The organism is Streptococcus oralis, assembly GCF_023109315.1.
GTDB classification, from domain to species: Bacteria; Bacillota; Bacilli; order Lactobacillales; family Streptococcaceae; genus Streptococcus; species Streptococcus oralis_BS.
In genome coordinates, this window is the sequence record NZ_JALDUF010000005.1 from 139,142 (window position 1) to 154,790 (window position 15,649).

Annotated in this window: 19 protein-coding genes; 2 read left to right on the top strand and 17 right to left on the bottom strand. The window is 43.3% G+C overall.

Annotated features, from left to right (window positions below; translation table 11 throughout):
• Positions 1–21: 21 nt before the first annotated feature.
• The 7 genes from M1F74_RS07520 to M1F74_RS07550 all read right to left on the bottom strand — a co-directional run bounded on the left by M1F74_RS07520 (position 22) and on the right by M1F74_RS07550 (position 4,991).
• Positions 22–252 carry a DUF1146 family protein gene (locus M1F74_RS07520; RefSeq protein WP_084939619.1) on the bottom strand — a complete coding sequence of 77 codons (231 nt, stop codon included), beginning with the start codon at positions 250–252 and terminating at the stop codon, positions 22–24.
• 55 nt (positions 253–307) lie between these two features.
• Complete coding sequence (locus tag M1F74_RS07525; protein WP_247946729.1) at positions 308–1,345, bottom strand: SepM family pheromone-processing serine protease; 1,038 nt, start codon at positions 1,343–1,345, stop codon at positions 308–310.
• Positions 1,329–1,817, bottom strand: a complete 489-nt coding sequence (gene coaD, locus M1F74_RS07530) for a pantetheine-phosphate adenylyltransferase (protein WP_247946730.1) — start codon at positions 1,815–1,817, stop codon at positions 1,329–1,331. The genes M1F74_RS07525 and coaD overlap by 17 nt, the downstream gene beginning before the upstream one ends.
• On the bottom strand, positions 1,807–2,346 hold the full coding sequence (rsmD, locus tag M1F74_RS07535) for a 16S rRNA (guanine(966)-N(2))-methyltransferase RsmD (protein WP_247946731.1): 540 nt from the start codon (positions 2,344–2,346) through the stop codon (positions 1,807–1,809). The genes coaD and rsmD overlap by 11 nt, the downstream gene beginning before the upstream one ends.
• A 64-nt stretch (positions 2,347–2,410) precedes the next feature.
• Positions 2,411–3,403, bottom strand: a complete 993-nt coding sequence (asnA, locus tag M1F74_RS07540) for an aspartate--ammonia ligase (RefSeq protein WP_247946732.1) — start codon at positions 3,401–3,403, stop codon at positions 2,411–2,413.
• A 109-nt stretch (positions 3,404–3,512) separates the two neighbouring features.
• The gene (locus tag M1F74_RS07545) at positions 3,513–4,196 is read right to left on the bottom strand and encodes a Bax inhibitor-1/YccA family protein (protein ID WP_247946733.1); all 684 of its coding nucleotides are present in this window, start codon (positions 4,194–4,196) and stop codon (positions 3,513–3,515) included.
• 54 nt (positions 4,197–4,250) lie between these two features.
• Positions 4,251–4,991, bottom strand: a complete 741-nt coding sequence (locus tag M1F74_RS07550; protein ID WP_247941807.1) for a TrmH family RNA methyltransferase — start codon at positions 4,989–4,991, stop codon at positions 4,251–4,253.
• Positions 4,992–5,024: 33 nt separating this feature from the next.
• On the opposite strand from M1F74_RS07550, the gene M1F74_RS07555 reads away from it, so the two are divergent.
• Positions 5,025–5,303, top strand: a complete 279-nt coding sequence (locus tag M1F74_RS07555) for an acylphosphatase (RefSeq protein WP_001174619.1) — start codon at positions 5,025–5,027, stop codon at positions 5,301–5,303.
• 77 nt (positions 5,304–5,380) lie between these two features.
• Positions 5,381–6,310 carry a membrane protein insertase YidC gene (gene yidC / locus M1F74_RS07560; protein WP_247946750.1) on the top strand — a complete coding sequence of 310 codons (930 nt, stop codon included), beginning with the start codon at positions 5,381–5,383 and terminating at the stop codon, positions 6,308–6,310.
• Positions 6,311–6,382: 72 nt separating this feature from the next.
• Here the strand turns inward: yidC and pflA are convergent, their stop codons facing one another.
• From pflA to M1F74_RS07610, 10 genes are all read right to left on the bottom strand, one after another.
• A complete protein-coding gene (pflA, locus tag M1F74_RS07565; RefSeq protein WP_001288279.1) occupies positions 6,383–7,177 on the bottom strand; it encodes a pyruvate formate-lyase-activating protein in 795 nt (264 codons plus the stop codon).
• A 121-nt stretch (positions 7,178–7,298) separates the two neighbouring features.
• Positions 7,299–8,555, bottom strand: a complete 1,257-nt coding sequence (locus tag M1F74_RS07570) for a diaminopimelate decarboxylase (protein WP_195217314.1) — start codon at positions 8,553–8,555, stop codon at positions 7,299–7,301.
• A 66-nt stretch (positions 8,556–8,621) separates the two neighbouring features.
• A complete protein-coding gene (gene purR / locus M1F74_RS07575) occupies positions 8,622–9,449 on the bottom strand; it encodes a pur operon repressor (RefSeq protein WP_002874197.1) in 828 nt (275 codons plus the stop codon).
• Positions 9,450–9,553: 104 nt separating this feature from the next.
• Positions 9,554–10,495 carry a 3'-5' exoribonuclease YhaM family protein gene (locus tag M1F74_RS07580; RefSeq protein ID WP_000703210.1) on the bottom strand — a complete coding sequence of 314 codons (942 nt, stop codon included), beginning with the start codon at positions 10,493–10,495 and terminating at the stop codon, positions 9,554–9,556.
• Complete coding sequence (gene rmuC / locus M1F74_RS07585; protein WP_247946734.1) at positions 10,485–11,741, bottom strand: DNA recombination protein RmuC; 1,257 nt, start codon at positions 11,739–11,741, stop codon at positions 10,485–10,487. Before rmuC ends, M1F74_RS07580 begins: the two co-directional genes overlap by 11 nt.
• A 1-nt stretch (position 11,742) precedes the next feature.
• Positions 11,743–12,405 (bottom strand): thiamine diphosphokinase, encoded by a 663-nt coding sequence (locus tag M1F74_RS07590; protein ID WP_247946735.1) that lies wholly within the window; start codon positions 12,403–12,405, stop codon positions 11,743–11,745.
• Positions 12,368–13,024, bottom strand: coding sequence for a ribulose-phosphate 3-epimerase (gene rpe / locus M1F74_RS07595; protein ID WP_125844535.1), 657 nt, complete (start codon positions 13,022–13,024; stop codon positions 12,368–12,370). Before rpe ends, M1F74_RS07590 begins: the two co-directional genes overlap by 38 nt.
• Before the next feature lie 10 nt (positions 13,025–13,034).
• Positions 13,035–13,913, bottom strand: coding sequence for a ribosome small subunit-dependent GTPase A (gene rsgA / locus M1F74_RS07600; RefSeq protein WP_001162006.1), 879 nt, complete (start codon positions 13,911–13,913; stop codon positions 13,035–13,037).
• Position 13,914: 1 nt separating this feature from the next.
• Positions 13,915–14,787: a 16S rRNA (adenine(1518)-N(6)/adenine(1519)-N(6))-dimethyltransferase RsmA gene (gene rsmA / locus M1F74_RS07605; RefSeq protein WP_247946736.1), complete on the bottom strand. Its 873-nt coding sequence runs from the start codon at positions 14,785–14,787 to the stop codon at positions 13,915–13,917.
• Between the two features lie 19 nt (positions 14,788–14,806).
• Positions 14,807–15,520 carry a dimethyladenosine transferase gene (locus M1F74_RS07610; protein ID WP_247946751.1) on the bottom strand — a complete coding sequence of 238 codons (714 nt, stop codon included), beginning with the start codon at positions 15,518–15,520 and terminating at the stop codon, positions 14,807–14,809.
• Positions 15,521–15,649: the final 129 nt, after the last annotated feature.

Below are 15,649 nucleotides of genomic sequence, written 5' to 3' on the forward strand. Positions count from 1 at the left end.
TTATTTCCTTTACTTTTAATTTTATAATAGTCCTCTAAGCGCTTCTTGCCACAGTTGGTACAAACTGATAAAGAATGAACTCAAGATGTAGCCCATCACAATACTAAAGAAGCCGACCAACAAACGAACCTTTTTTGTGTTAGTAGCGTTCACTTTTAAAACCTTTTCCCATCTAACAAGATCCTTCAAAAGGTAAAAACTCAAATAAATAAAGAGTAGATGACTACTTAGAGTGAATAATAATTGAACCATTTGACTATTATACCATCTTATCCGCTTGCGCGCTAGTTTTCAATTTTTCTACAAATTAGGGATTGTTTTTAAGGTAATCAATTGCATCCTGCAAAGTCTTAACCGGAACGATTTTCATCTCTGTTTTGATCGTTTTAGCAGCTTCTAGGGCTGTTTCATAGTTGCTTTTCGCATTGGGATCTGCTTTTTTTGCTTCCTCGGTGACTGGATTGTCAGGAGCAAAAAAGATGTTGGCTCCCTGACGAGAGGCTGCCACCACTTTTTTGTCAATTCCACCGATGTCGCCAACATTTCCATCGCGATCAATGGTTCCCGTTCCCGCAACGACGCGACCATTACGAAGTCCTGGATCTGCTATCTGGGTGTAAATAGCTAGACTAAACATAAGACCAGCACTTGGCCCGCCGATACCAGCTGTTGAAAAGCGAATGGGAACGTCACTGGTCACTTCTGTACGGTCAATCAAACCAATCCCAATCCCGTTTTTCCCGTTTTCGAGAGTGATAATTTTACCTTCTGCAGACTTGACTTTTCCGTCTTCTTCATAGGTTACCTTGACCGTGTCCCCTAATTGTTGAGAGTTGACATAGTCGACCAAGTCTTTTGAACTGTCAAATGTTTTGTCATTAACAGCCGTCACGGTATCTGCGATGTTCAGAATGCCCTTAAAAGTTGAATTGTCCATCACGGTCAAGACATAAACTCCCAGGTACTTGAGTTCGATATCCTTACCAGCCGTCTTCAGTCCTTGATACTTGGCCATGTTTTGGGACGTTTGCATATAGAACTGATTGATCCGCATAAACTCTGCATCCGTAGAGCCACCCGTAGTCTCCTTGGCACTTCTAATATCCGTGAAAGGTGTTAACCAAGCATAAACAAGATGCGACAGGGTTGCGTGTCGAATCCCAACTGTCACAAACTGGTAAGCTCCTGCTTCCGTATCCTCTGTTTCATTGACTTTCAAAACTCGACGAATATCTTCCGCTCCACCTGGAACTTCTATGTAGTAGGGTAAAGGTACTACAAAGGCTAAAAAAGTCAATACTAGTGCTAGGATGACATATAAGGGCCATCTAGTTTTTTTCTTCATGTTCTAATTCCTCCACAACACTGTTTGGGACATATTGCTGAATCTCCTGACCAAACTTCAGAAGTTCTCTCATGGCTGAAGAGCTAATATAAAGATGCTCTGGGCGACTATATAGGTAAATGGTTTCGATTTCTGGAGCCAGTTGATGATTGTAGTAATCAAAACTAGACTCGTATTGCAAGTCGGTGGCATTTCGCAAGCCACGGACAAGGGTCTTAGCCCCCAGTCTTCTTGCAACATCGACGACTAGTTGGTCATGAGAAGCCATGACCTCTACATTATCTAAATGCGCCACCGCTTTTTCGACTGCTCGTTTGCGATTTTCAACAGGGAGAAAACCTTGTTTGTGGGGATTGTAGAACACCCCAACATAAAGCTTATAAAAGAGTTTGCTAGCACGTTCAATGATATCTAGATGTCCATTTGTCATCGGATCAAATGAACCTGTAAATAATCCAATTTTATCTGACATAGACTGTCACCTTACTAATCCCATATATTTTTTCCTTCCAGATGCCTAAACAGGCAATTTCTTCTGGTAGTTCTACAGACTTATCGGTTTCGCAGACAACCATGACCTCTTGGGAGAAAAGGTTTCTTTCTGCCATTTTTTCGATATCTGCAACGATTTGTTCCTTGGCATAGGGAGGGTCTAAAAAGACCAGGTCAAAGGGACCTTTCACTTGCTCCAAGGCCCGTTCAGCCTCCATCTTGAGGAATTGAAATTTTCCAACTTCCTTGGTCATCTGGATATTTGCAGCGATGATAGCTTGGGCTCTTCTATCCCGTTCCACTAGGACAGCATGGGACATCCCACGCGAGACTGCCTCAATAGATAAGCCGCCACTGCCAGCATAGAGATCCAATACACGACCACCATCAAAATAGGGACCTATCATGTTAAAGATAGCTCCACGCACCTTATCCGATGTCGGCCTCGTCGTCTTTCCTTCTAGCGTCTTGAGAGGACGCCCTCCGTAGATTCCTGATACGATTTTCATACCGTTTATTATACCAAATTATAGGCAAAAAGAGAAAGAAAACCGAACCTTGCGGTTCGATTCTCTACAAGATATTTTCGTAAGTATCGCGGACTTCTTGAGGCCAAACACTAGTCTGAACTTCTCCAATGTGTTTCTTGCGAAGTAAGAACATGGCCATCCGAGACTGTCCGATACCCCCACCGATTGTCAGTGGGAAAAGACCGTTAAGCAGGGCTTTATGCCATTCCAGCTCAAGCCGATCTTCGTCTCCTGTAAGAGCCACCTGGCGACGAAGTGTATCCTCATCTACCCGAATCCCCATTGAGGAAAGTTCAAAGGCACAACCAAGAGATTCGTTCCAAACTAGAATATCGCCATTCAACCCTTTGTAGCCATTTTCAGACTCTGTTGTCCAGTCATCGTAGTCAGGCGCACGTCCGTCATGCGGTTTCCCGTCAGGCAATTCGCCACCAATACCAATCAAGAAGACAGCACCAAACTCTTTACAGATTGCATTTTCACGCTCTTTCGGTGTTAGGTCTGGATAGCGTTCCACCAACTCTTCTGTATGAATAAAGGTGATTTGTTTTGGCAAGATAGATTCGATATCGTAGCGCGCTTCTACGGCTAGCTCTGTCAGACGAATAGCCTTGTAAATCTTCTCAACGGTTTCTTTGAGATAAGCGATATTGCGTTGACCGTTTGGAATCACTTTTTCCCAGTCCCACTGGTCCACATAAACCGAGTGGGTCACATCAAGCGAATCTTCATCTGGGCGAAGAGCCTTCATGTGGACAAACAAACCTTCACCCTCACCGAAACCAAAACGAGCCAAAGTGTGGCGTTTCCATTTGGCAAGTGAGTGAACGACTTCATAGGTTTCATCTGGAATCTGCAAGACCTTTACGGATACTGGATGTTCGACACCGGACAGGTTATCCTGCATCCCATCCCCAACCTTGCTCAAGATAGGACCTTGAACTTCAACAACTTCTAACTTATCTTTCAAATACTGGGTAAAAGTGTTCTTCACAAAGGAAATCTCTTCTTGCTGATGAATAAAACTTTTCTTCATAAACGGCTCCTCAAAAATTAGTTAAAAGCATTATACACCTATTTCCAAGAAAAGAAAAGAGTAAATAAGAAAAAGTCAGAGCTCTTTGGAACACTGACTCCGTCATTCATTAATCGTTTCGACCAAAGATTCGTAAGATGCTAAGGAAGAGGTTGATAAAGTCTAGGTAGATGCTGAGTGCCATTGAGATGATCCAACCTGTCGCTACTTGTCCTCGTGACTGCTCATAAACATAGCGAATCTTTTGGTTGTCCCAAGCAATCAAACCTGAGAAAACCAAGACCATGGCAATACTAATCATGTAGTCAAAGAAACTATTGGCTAAAAATAGATTCACAACCATAGCAATGATGAGACCAACAAGCGCCGCCATCAGAGCTCGGCCCATTCCACTCAAATCTTTCTTGGTGAAAATTCCGATTGCCGCCATGACAAAAAAGAGAAGGGCACTGGATATAAAGGCTGATAAGACGGTCCCAGGTGTATAAAAGGCTACGACAAAACTGAGCGTAAATCCATTTAAAACAGAATAAACTAAAAATACTGGGAGAGCTGCTGGGCTGTTCTTCGCAGCCATGCTACTTGCAACAAAGACTAGAGCAAGTTCTGCAAAAGTTGCAATCATCAACCAAAGACGACCATGCATTAAAAAGTAAATCAACTGGGACTGCAAAACTGTCAACATCAAAGCTGACACGAGAGCTGAAAGACCAATCCCAAGTCCTACAAAGGCATAAACCTTAGCGTAAAATTGATTGAGACCTGAACGTTCTTGAATAATCGTTTGATTCATTCTGATTCTCCTTTTTCTATAAATATGTCTTGATTATAACAAAGATTTTATAAATTAGCTAAAATAAAACATCAATATACCTGCTGCAACTGCCACGTTGAGACTTTCTGCTCGACCTTTCATGCCAATATGAACCAGCTGATCAGCACTCTCAGCCATGACAGAACTAATCCCCTGTCCTTCATTTCCCATGACTAAAGCAAAGTTTTCTAAGGGAGAAAGCTCATGATAATCCTTGGAATCTTTAGATAAGGTCGTTGCCAGAATGGGCAAGTTGCTCTTCTTTGCCTCTTCTACAAAGGAAGCAAGAGACATCCGATAGATGGGCAAGTGAAAATGACTTCCTTGCATGGAACGCAGGGTCTTGAGACTGTAGATATCTGCTGACTTATCAGAAACAATAACCCCTGTAAAACCTGCCGCATCCGCAGTTCGAATCATGGTGCCAACATTACCAGGATCTTGGACATCTTCTAAAAACAGAAACTTACCCTGACGGAAATCAGGCAGTCCTACTTCCTCTTTTTGAATCACCGCAACAATCCCTTGAGGGGTTTGCGTATCTGCTAAATCTAGCAAAACTTCTTCAGACACCCAAACCGTTTGCGGAAAAGCGGCTAGCTGATCTCGGTAACTTTCTAAGGCAAAAATCTTCTCAATCGTCACTCCTGCTTGAACAGCTTCTTCAAACAAGTGCCAGCCTTCAATCAAATAGGTAGACTTTCGATATTTTTTTTGATGCAATTTCTTGGCATTTTTTACCACAGAATTGGCTTTTGAGGTTATAATAGTCATAGAAGTATTATAACACAATCAAAGGGGTTTGGTATGCAAAAGGTTAGAATGATTGCCCAAGGTAGGGTGCAGGGTGTTGGTTTTCGCTGGGGCGTTTATACTTTAGCGCTTGAAATTGGTGGCATCACCGGTCGTGTCTGGAATAATGACGATGGCACAGTGGAAATTCTCGCTCAGGCAGACTCTTCTGCCACCATGGCAAAATTTATACAAGAAATCCGAAAAGGTCCGACACCCTTTTCAAAAGTTACCTATCTAGATGTACAAATGAGCAACTTTTCATCCTATCCAGACTTCAAAGTCGCAAATTAGGTCTCTAGAACTATTGTATATTTTACAAAAAAACAGTAGAATAGAAAGGTATAATTTTTAAAGAAGGAATGAAAACATTGAAATCTATTAAACGTTTTGCCCTCTCTGCTATTGGAGTGGCTATGCTACTCGTCTTGACAGGCTGTGTCCAAGTAGACAAAGCAACAGGACAACCTACTGGTTTTATCTGGAACACTATCGGATCGCCTATGGCAGAGGCTATCAAATACTTCGCTACTGATAAAGGTCTAGGCTTTGGTGTGGCTATCATTATCGTAACCATTATCGTACGTTTGATTATTTTGCCACTTGGTATCTACCAATCATGGAAGGCAACGCTTCACTCTGAAAAGATGAATGCTCTCAAACATGTGCTCGAACCACATCAAACACGCCTTAAAGAGGCAACAACTCAGGAAGAAAAACTAGAAGCACAACAGGCTCTCTTTGCTGCACAAAAAGAAAACGGCATCAGCATGTTCGGTGGTGTAGGATGCTTCCCTATCCTCATTCAGATGCCTTTCTTCTCTGCTATCTACTTTGCAGCCCAGTATACTGATGGAGTATCTAGCTCTACATTCTTGGGTATCAATCTCGGTTCTCCAAGTATGATCCTTGTCGCCTTCGCTGGTATCCTCTACTATCTCCAATCACTCCTTTCACTTCACGGAGTAGAAGACGAGATGCAAAGAGATCAACTCAAGAAAATGATTTACATGAGCCCACTCATGATTGTCGTCTTCTCCCTCTTCGCACCAGCCAGTGTGACACTTTACTGGGTTGTCGGTGGTTTCATGATGATTCTCCAACAGTTCATCGTTAACTATGTTGTTCGTCCAAAACTTCGTCAAAAAGTACGTGAAGAATTTGCCAAAAATCCACCAAAAGCAAGTTCAGCATCAACTACAGGCGGGCGAAAAGATATCACTCCTAACCAAGTAACTGCAATTACGACTACTAAGAAACATAAAAAACGTAATGCTGGTAAACAACATTCTAGAAAATAAAGTAACGGCTTAGCTGAAAGGCTAGGCCTTTTTTGCATCACAAAAGCCTGATGTTTCCATCAGGCTTCTTTTTTATCCATGTACACGTTTCATATAGTCTTGATAGCTTTCTGTATCCATGAGTTTTTTGGCATTCTTGACACGGTCTGCTGTTGGTGGTTTTACCCCTTCAAGTGAGTATGGAATTCCAAGTTCACGCCACTTGAATTCTCCCATAGTGTGATAAGGTAGAATTTCAAACTTATCAACGTTTTTGAGGGTTTTGACGAATTTACCAAGTTCGATCAAGTCCTCATCTCTATCTGTCAAGCCTGGAACCAGCACATGGCGAATCCACACAGGCTTCCCAATATCTGATAGATATTTTGCACAAGCCAAGATGTTTTTATTGGTTTGGCTGGTAACAATTCTGTGTTGTTCATCGTTGATTTCCTTGATATCCAAGAGAACCAAATCTGTCACCGCCATGAGTTTATTAAACTTTTCGAGATAACGTGGTTTATTACGGAACGGAAGGGCACAGGTATCCAAGGTACAGTGGATTCCTTTTTCCTTGGCCTTGGTAAAGAGGGCAATTAGGAAATCAATCTGTAAGAGGGCTTCTCCTCCACTAACAGTGATTCCCCCCTTGTCTCCCCAGAAACCACGGTAGCGAAGGGCTTCTGTCAAGACATCGTCTACTGTCCGTTCGCGTGATTTATTGGTCTCCATAGCCCATGTATCAGGGTTATGGCAGTACTGGCAACGCATGTGACAACCCTGTAAAAAGACAATGAAACGAATCCCGGGGCCATCTACCGCCCCAAAACTCTCTGTCGAATGCACCATTCCTGTCACTTGTCCATAGTCAATTGTTTCTTCAGACATACCGTCACCTTCCTTGAAACCGTTTTATAGTTTTATTATATCACGAGTAAGATGAAAAACAAGATTTTTTTGTCTATTTTTTAGAAAGCAATCTGTTTTTCACTTTCATTTTCAATTTCTTTTAATAATCCGATTCAAAATCAAAACCATACAAGGTTGCGAAATAGTCCTCAGGACGCTCTGCACGGCGGATTTGGCGAGCTTTCCTTTCCTCGGTATAGAGGATTTCTGCAGAACGCAGTTTGGCATTGTACTGGTAACCCATGGAGAATCCATGTGCACCTGTATCATGAATCACCAGCAAATCACCTATTTCTGTATGAGGTAGTTCGCGATTGATGGCAAATTTATCATTGTTCTCACAGAGCGATCCAACCACATCTACGACCTCAACAGGGCCGTCTGGATGAGTGAGGTTGGTGATATGGTGGTAGGCACCGTACATGGCTGGGCGCATGAGATTGACTGCTGAGGCATCCACACCCAGATAGGTACGGTAGGTTTTCTTTTTATGGGTGACTTTGGTAACGAGAACCCCGTGAGGTGCCAGCATAAAGCGGCCTAATTCAGTAAAAATCTTGACCTGACCAAGCCCTGCCGGCGTGAGGACTTCTTCATAAACCTTACGCACACCCTCACCAATCATTGCAATATCATTTGGCTCCTGGTCTGGGCGGTAGTTGACTCCGATCCCACCTGAAAGATTGATAAAGTCTAGTGAAATGCCCAATTTTTCTTTAATTTCCACAGCTAATTCAAAGAGCTGACGGGCCAACTCTGGATAGTAGAAATGGGTCACGGTATTGGATGCTAGGAAAGAGTGAATCCCAAAAGTCTTGGCTCCTTTTTCCTTCAAGATAGCAAAGGCTTCAAAGAGTTGATCCTTGGTCATACCAAACTTGGCTTCCCCAGGATTGTCCATAATGTCTGTTCCTAATTCAAAGACTCCGCCTGGATTGTAACGACAAGAGATGATTTCTGGAATGCCTGCCGCTCGCTCCAGATGCTCAATGTCTTCAAAGGCATCCAAGTTAATGGTCGCCCCCAATTCTCGCGCATAAGCATACTCTTGGTCTGGCGTGTTGTTTGATGAGAACATGATCTCAGAACCAGGGAAATCCAGTTTATGGCTCATCAAGAGCTCCACATAACTAGAGCAGTCCACACCACAACCTTCCTCTTTGAGGATTTTCAAGATGGCTGGGGTTGGAGTGGCCTTGACTGCAAAATATTCCTTAAAGCCCTTGTTCCAGGAAAAGGCCTTGTTGACTGCTCGCGCTTTCTCGCGGATTCCCTTCTCGTCATACAAGTGAAAGGGAGTCGGAAACTCTGCAACAATCGTTTCTAAATCTTCTCGGCTGATAAATGGTGTTTTCATAAGCATCCTTCTATTCTGTTTGCAAAGAAAGGCTGGGACAATCGTTCCAACCTTTAGTTCTATTTCTTATTTGTCTTCGTCAAAGATATTTCCAATCTCAACATCGATGGATTGGTTCTTAACATCAATATTGGTTACTTTCAAGAGTGACTTGTAATCAAACTGCTTTTCACGTTCTTCTTGGGCATTGTCTGCAAAAACTGCGACACCAGCTAGTTCCGAATCAAACTCACGCAAGAGACTGATCATCCCATTGACAGTTCCCCCACCTTTCAAGAAGTCATCCACGATCAAGACACGACTGCCTGCCTTGAGGCTACGTTTTGAAAGGAACATTTTCTCTATGCGGTCACCGCTTGAACCTGAAACATAGTTGACGCTGACCGTTGAACCTTCGGTAATTTTCAAGTCACGGCGCACAATGACAAATGGAACATTGAGGACATTGGCAACTGCATTTGCGAGTGGCACCCCTTTTGTTGCTACTGTCATAACGGCATCGATTTTTTGGTCCATAAAGCTCTTGGCAATGATACGCCCAATATTTTTCAAAATGGCAGGCGTACTGAGCAGATCAGACAGATAGATGTAGCCACCTGGCAAGATACGGTCGCTTTCTGAAAGTTTGTCACGCAAATCTGCGATCATTTCTTTGGCTTCATGACTCGAAATTGATGGTGTAAAGATAACGCCACCACCTGCTCCAGTCACAGTCTGAATATGACCGATTTCGATTTCCTCAAAGGCACGCTTGATAATCACGATGTCCTCTGAAATCGATGATTTAGCAGATTCGTACTTTTCTGCAAAGGTGTTGAGACTTGTTAGTTTGTATGGATTATTAATCAAATAGTTGGAAATGACAACCATCCGATCACTTCTTCTTAATTTCATTTTTATTTACCATTCCATTTAATTTTGATATTTTATCCATTATACCACATTCACATAAAAAAACGAACATTATTGCGTAAAAAATGCTCGTTTTTCTTAAATTATTAATCTAAATCTGGTTTATAGAAGGAACGATTGTCCATAGCGAAGATTTTATTGGTCATCTCTCCTTTGTCCACCAAAGCTAGAGCTGTTGACATCATCATCATGCTGGCATCTAGATTGTCAATCATATGGATAATCTCTGCCTCCATGATACGTGGACGAACCGGGCTTCCATACTCCAGTAAGCCATGATGACTGAGGATGACATGGCGCAGTAGCACCACTTCTTCCCTAGTATCATCAATGCCGAGTTCCATGACTGTCTTGGTAATTTCACTATCGATCAGGGCGATATGCCCAAGGAGATTGCCTCGAACTGTGTACTCCGTCTGGTCTGGTCCCGTCAACTCAATGACTTTGGCCAAATCATGCAGCATAATCCCAGCATAGAGCAGGCTCTTGTTGAGCTGAGGATAGATCTCACTAATGGCATCTGCCAAGCGCACCATGGTTGCTGTATGATAGGCTAAACCTGTTTCAAAGGCATGGTGGTTGGTCTTGGCAGCTGGATAGGAGTAGAATTCCTTATCATACTTGGTGTAGAGACTGCGAACGATACGCTGCCAGACAGGATTTTCAATCTTGAAAATCATTTGCGACATGTAGTCACGGATTTCCTTGACATCGACTGGTGACTTGACCTTGAAGTCAGCTGGATCATTGGGTTCCCCAGGCTGAGGCAAGCGAAGCGTGATTTGATTAACTTGAGGAGTGTTGTTATAAACTTCTCGACGTCCCTGCATGTGGACTACTTTCCCAGCGGTAAAGGCCTCAACGTTATGAGGTTGGGCATCCCAAAGTTTCCCTTCAATCTCGCCACTATCGTCTTGGAAGGTAAAGGCTAGGTAGTTTTTCCCAGCACGCGTCTGTCTCAGGTCAGCTGATTTGATCAGGTAAAAACCTTCAAACAGCTCATCTTTTTTCATGTGACTAATCTTCATATTCTTCCTCATCTTCTTGGAAATGGAGTAGATCAAGCGCAGGCTCACCTTCTGATAATTCAATGTGACGGAGCGTCCGCTCGATAGCTGTGGTACGACGGTTTAATAATTCATCAATATTGCCAGAGGCATGTTGGAGATGCTTTTGCGCCTTGACCAGAATGCCTCCGAACTTGCCAAACTCAGTCTTGACGCTGGCAAGAGTCTTGCTGATATGGTCAGCACTCTTTTGGATATTGAGAGTCTTGAAGCCAACTGATAGAGAGTTAAGCAGGGCTGATAGGGTACTTGGACCAGCAACAATAATCTGCTCCTCCCGTCTCAAATCATCAAAGAAGACCGGATTGCGAACAATCTCTGAGTAAAGTCCTTCTGTCGGAACAAACAAAACCCCAAAATTAGTCGTCCGAGGTGGCGCTATGTACTTGCTCTTGATATCCTTGGCAAAGCGCTTGACGCTAGCTAGGAGTGACTTGCGACAACGTTCAATCTCGTCCTTATCGCCTGCTTCATAAGCTTCTTCTAAGCGGTAATAATCCGCCAGTGGAAACTTGGAGTCAATCGGCAAATAGACATATTCCTGGCCACCCTGTCCGGGCAGTTTGATGGCATACTCTACTCGCTCGCTGGAGTTTTCAACCGTTGCAAATTCTCGTTCGTACTGGGCAGGCGTCATGATGTCTTCGATGATTTGCCCCAGTTGCAATTCTCCCAGAATCCCTCGCGTCTTGGTCCCAGAGAGAACCTTGTTAAGAGCGCCAACATCGCGGGCAACTGTCTGCATCTCTCCAAGACCACGGTTGACCGACTCCAGTTGCTTAGAAACTGTCTCGAAGGAAGCCTGCAAGCGCGTTTGCAAGGTCTTTTCCAACTTTTCCTCGACTGTCTGGCGCATTTGTTCCAAGCGTTGCTCATTGGACTCCTGCAAGGCTTGGAGACGTTGGTCGGTCTTATCTCTAGTTTGAAGGAGATTCTCGTTCATCTCCTGTCTAACTTGAGTCAAGCCTTGGTGCAACTCCATTCGCACCTCCTGCAAACGGTCGCTGACAGCCACTTCCAAGTCTTTTTGGTCTAACTGACTGGCTTGTCTAGCTTGGTCAAAGCGATAATCCAGTTGGTCTGAAAGATTGTCTGCTTGATCCTCCAAGCTCTTGGCTAGGTATTTGTCCTGCTTATCCTGCCTTTGCCAAATGAGAAAAAGCCCAGCTAGATTAGCAATTAATAATAGAACCAGTAAACTTTCCATCCTACCTCCTGTCCTTGCTATGTAAGACAACCACATAGCCATCTGGGCAAGTTACCGAAACTTCCCTATCTATATATTCGTTAGAAGCGTACACTTTTTTAAAGAAAAAATTTTCCTCTGTCAATTCGTACTTGGCACCAAGAATGGTCAGCTGGCTATCCCGAACTGGCATAAAGGCTAGATAATCATAGTCTGAACGGGGTTGAAGCTGACTGGTCCCTTCTGGACAATAAGCAAGCAAGTTTTGCCCATCCTCAATCGCTATCTGGCGCATATAGGGGGCCAACTTTGGATTGCTAGGCAGAAAGACATTAGCCAGCATATGGTCAATTCGACCACCCAAAGCCCCAAAAATAGTCACCTGAGCCTGAGGATTTTGTTCAAAGATGGTTAATAGAGCTAGTTCCAGATCGGTATCATCTTTTTCTGGCTGGGCTTGAACAAAATGTTGGGCACGTTTTTGAATCAACTGACGTTCGTCTGCAGTGACAGAATCAAAATCCCCAACTGCTAGAGTGAGAGGAAGGTCTTCTTCCAAGACCCAGAGCGAACCGCGATCCACACCGACAAAGCAATCAAAATCCGTCCGATAATGACCGCGGTCTCCGCCAGCAAAAACGGCGACCCTAGTCCAGTTGTTTTCTGAGAGTTTGTACTCGCTCATTGACATCTCCCTTAAAGACATAGGAACCTGCTACAAAAACGGTCGCACCAGCTTCTTTGGCCTGAGCAATGGTCTGGTCATCAATACCGCCATCGACTTCAATTTCAAAGTTTAATCCTTTTTTCTCACGAAGGGCAACCAACTCACGAACCTTGTCCATGGTTTCAGGCAGAAAAGCTTGACCACCAAAGCCAGGGTTAACCGTCATGACCAAGACTTGATTAACTAGATGAAGGACGTGCTTAATGGCTTCAACAGGTGTCCCGGGATTGATAACAACCGAAGGTTTAACACCAAGCGAACGAATTTTTTGGAGGGCTCCATGGATATGAGGCGTCGCTTCCACATGGATACTGATGATATCAGCTCCTGCACGCACAAAGTCTTCTAAATGATGTTCAGGATTTGCTACCATCAAGTGGCAGTCAAAGACCATCTTGCTATGGGGGCGAAGAGCTTCAACCACACCTGCACCAAAACTGATTTGTGGTACAAAGTGACCATCCATGATATCGATATGGGCATATTCTGCACCAGTTGCTTCTAGACGTTTGATTTCACGTTCAAAGTTGGCATAATCTGCTGCCAGAATTGACGGAGCAATCTTGTATTGAGACATGGGTTTCTCCTTATTTTGGAATTTTTTTGCTGACTTTTTTATAGGTTTCTCTGCGATTTTCAATTTCGCTGAGGAATTGTAGGTAGTTGTCAAAACGGAAGCTGGCAATGATGCCCTCTTCTACAGCTGGTTTGACGGCACAGGACGGCTCATGGGTATGGGTACAAGTACGGAATTTACAGTCTCGACTGACACTAGCAATCTCTGGAAAGGCCTGATTGAGGTCTTCTGCTGTTGACACTTCATAATCCAGTGATGAAAAGCCTGGCGTATCTGCGATTTTACCACCATTAAGATTGTAAAAACTAACAGCACGAGTGGTGTGGCGACCACGACCTAGACTATCTGAGATTTCTCCTGTTTCAAGATTGAGGTCCGGTGCGATTTTGTTGAGAAGGGTTGACTTCCCAACACCTGTCTGCCCCATAAAGACTGTAACCTTGCCTGTTAACAAGGGCAGGAGTTCTTCCTTACGGGTCACAAAGTCATAGCCAATATCACCGTAAGTCTGCTGGTAAAAATCCAGTTCTCCTCTATCTTCCAGCAAGTCCATTTTAGAAATATAGACGATAGGATGGATGCCCTTGTGTTCCAAGAGAACCAAGAAGCGATCCAGCAAATTGCTGTTAAAATCCGGCTCCTTAGCCGACATGATTACCACAGCTTGGTCAATATTGACAATAGGCGGACGGACCAGGCTATTTTTCCGTTCGTGGATTTTGAGAATATAGCCTTCTGAGTTTTCCTCGGCAGAAAAGTCTACCCAATCCCCAACATAGGGTGTGTGGCCTTTTTTACGAAAATTCCCACGCGCACGTGTCTGGTAAACTTGACCACCACTCTCTACATAATAGAATCCCGCCAAGGCTTTAATGATTTGTCCCTGCATCTTAGAGTCCTTGTCCTTTAAGCGCATCTGAAAGGCTAGCAAATTCTTCCAAGCTTAGTGCTTCCCCACGCACACTTGGTGACAAGCCTGCTTGGTCCAAAGCCTTGGTCAGCTTATCCTTGACTTCTTCGGTCTTGCCAAAGTAGCCTGTTAAGTTGTTCCACAAGGTCTTGCGACGATGAGTGAAACTAGCCTTGGAAACCTTAAAAAAGAAATTCTCATCTTTCACTGCTACGGCTGGCTCTGGACGACGCACCATTTTCAGGATAGCTGAGTCCACGTTTGGTGCTGGTACAAAGACCGTACGAGGCACGATAAAGGCAACCTTGGCTGTCATGTAATACTGGACAGCAATCGACAAACTGCCGTAAGCCTTAGTATTTGGCTGTGCGGAGATACGATCTGCCACTTCTTTTTGCATCATAACGACAAACTCACTAAAAGGAATGCCACTTTCAATCAAGTGCATGAGAATAGGTGTCGTAATGTAGTATGGCAAGTTGGCTACTACCTTGATTGGTAGTTCAGGATTTTTGAAATTCTGGATATACTGCGCCAAGTCAACCTTAAGAATGTCCTCGTTTACTACAGTAACATTGTCAAAATCACGTAAAGTATCTGCTAAAATTGGCACCAAACGGTGGTCAATCTCAAATGCCATGACTTGAGCCGCACGCTCAGCCAAAAACTCCGTCAAGGCACCAATTCCTGGGCCAATTTCGATGACATTGACCTGGTCATCAATCTCAGCCGTATCCACGATTTTTTGAAGGATATTGGTATCCGTCAGGAAATTTTGCCCGAAGGACTTTTTAAAGGTAAAACCGTGACGCTCCAGCACTGCCTTAGTCACACTATAATCTGCAATTCTCATTTATTCTCTTTTCTAATTATTAGCTAAAAATAATATATAGAAGCCACACAATTCCTAGTGCCAGCAAAATCCAAAATACAAAAAGAACACGAGACTTGTTCCCTTTTGAATCAGCTCCAGTCGTATCTAGCACTTTCTTATCTTCTTGGGGGTTCATTTTCTTCAATTCATCCTGATAGGCAACCGAATCTAGAATATTGTCTTCTGGCAATAATTCTGAAGCATAATAATCAGGAAAGCCCATAGCAAGACCAATTAAGTTCTTTTCTGTCAAAGAAAAATCTAAATCTTTGGGTTGATTTTCCCGAATAGCTCGTATGTTTTTTAACAGTTTATCAGAAACAACAGACACTTGGTCCATAAAAACAACATCTAAAAGATCAAATCCAAGCACATCACCGTCTTTTACGTTTGCAAGAATATAACGAACAAAGGCATCATATAGTTGCACGGCTTGCGGGACATTTTCTTCTAAAAAAGAGCGGTTTTGGAGGGCATTCTGCTGGAATTTTTCAATAGGAAGCAAGATATCTACATTCTGCTCTTGATAAAATGTTTCTGCTTCCTCTTCATCTTCTTCGAGTTTTTCTGCTGTTTCCCAGAGAGAAATGGGAGTTCTTAAATCTTCTTCATCCCAAAATAATTGCCAAAAATATGGTATAGTGTAGATGCCTGCTGTTAGGATACGAGCTTCATCCCCGTTTTTTAAGTAAATATAACTTCTATTTGCCATATCATTTCCTTTCACAATCTTTGAAAAAGGTTAGTGGTTCAAGTAGGATGTAGATAAAACTATAAAGTTTCCAATTTTTCATGCCCAATCGAAAACCTAGACTTCATTTAAAAAGATGTTTCATAAAAG

Excerpts from the sequence above, each read along its gene's own strand:
- M1F74_RS07520 (WP_084939619.1), bottom strand. The coding sequence starts at position 252 with ATGGTTCAATTATTATTCACTCTAAGTAGTCATCTACTCTTTATTTAT.
- M1F74_RS07525 (WP_247946729.1), bottom strand. The coding sequence starts at position 1,345 with ATGAAGAAAAAAACTAGATGGCCCTTATATGTCATCCTAGCACTAGTA.
- coaD (WP_247946730.1), bottom strand. The coding sequence starts at position 1,817 with ATGTCAGATAAAATTGGATTATTTACAGGTTCATTTGATCCGATGACA.
- rsmD (WP_247946731.1), bottom strand. The coding sequence starts at position 2,346 with ATGAAAATCGTATCAGGAATCTACGGAGGGCGTCCTCTCAAGACGCTA.
- asnA (WP_247946732.1), bottom strand. The coding sequence starts at position 3,403 with ATGAAGAAAAGTTTTATTCATCAGCAAGAAGAGATTTCCTTTGTGAAG.
- M1F74_RS07545 (WP_247946733.1), bottom strand. The coding sequence starts at position 4,196 with ATGAATCAAACGATTATTCAAGAACGTTCAGGTCTCAATCAATTTTAC.
- M1F74_RS07550 (WP_247941807.1), bottom strand. The coding sequence starts at position 4,991 with ATGACTATTATAACCTCAAAAGCCAATTCTGTGGTAAAAAATGCCAAG.
- M1F74_RS07555 (WP_001174619.1), top strand. The coding sequence starts at position 5,025 with ATGCAAAAGGTTAGAATGATTGCCCAAGGTAGGGTGCAGGGTGTTGGT.
- pflA (WP_001288279.1), bottom strand. The coding sequence starts at position 7,177 with ATGTCTGAAGAAACAATTGACTATGGACAAGTGACAGGAATGGTGCAT.
- M1F74_RS07570 (WP_195217314.1), bottom strand. The coding sequence starts at position 8,555 with ATGAAAACACCATTTATCAGCCGAGAAGATTTAGAAACGATTGTTGCA.
- purR (WP_002874197.1), bottom strand. The coding sequence starts at position 9,449 with ATGAAATTAAGAAGAAGTGATCGGATGGTTGTCATTTCCAACTATTTG.
- M1F74_RS07580 (WP_000703210.1), bottom strand. The coding sequence starts at position 10,495 with ATGAAGATTAGTCACATGAAAAAAGATGAGCTGTTTGAAGGTTTTTAC.
- rmuC (WP_247946734.1), bottom strand. The coding sequence starts at position 11,741 with ATGGAAAGTTTACTGGTTCTATTATTAATTGCTAATCTAGCTGGGCTT.
- M1F74_RS07590 (WP_247946735.1), bottom strand. The coding sequence starts at position 12,405 with ATGAGCGAGTACAAACTCTCAGAAAACAACTGGACTAGGGTCGCCGTT.
- rpe (WP_125844535.1), bottom strand. The coding sequence starts at position 13,024 with ATGTCTCAATACAAGATTGCTCCGTCAATTCTGGCAGCAGATTATGCC.
- rsgA (WP_001162006.1), bottom strand. The coding sequence starts at position 13,913 with ATGCAGGGACAAATCATTAAAGCCTTGGCGGGATTCTATTATGTAGAG.
- rsmA (WP_247946736.1), bottom strand. The coding sequence starts at position 14,787 with ATGAGAATTGCAGATTATAGTGTGACTAAGGCAGTGCTGGAGCGTCAC.
- M1F74_RS07610 (WP_247946751.1), bottom strand. The coding sequence starts at position 15,520 with ATGGCAAATAGAAGTTATATTTACTTAAAAAACGGGGATGAAGCTCGT.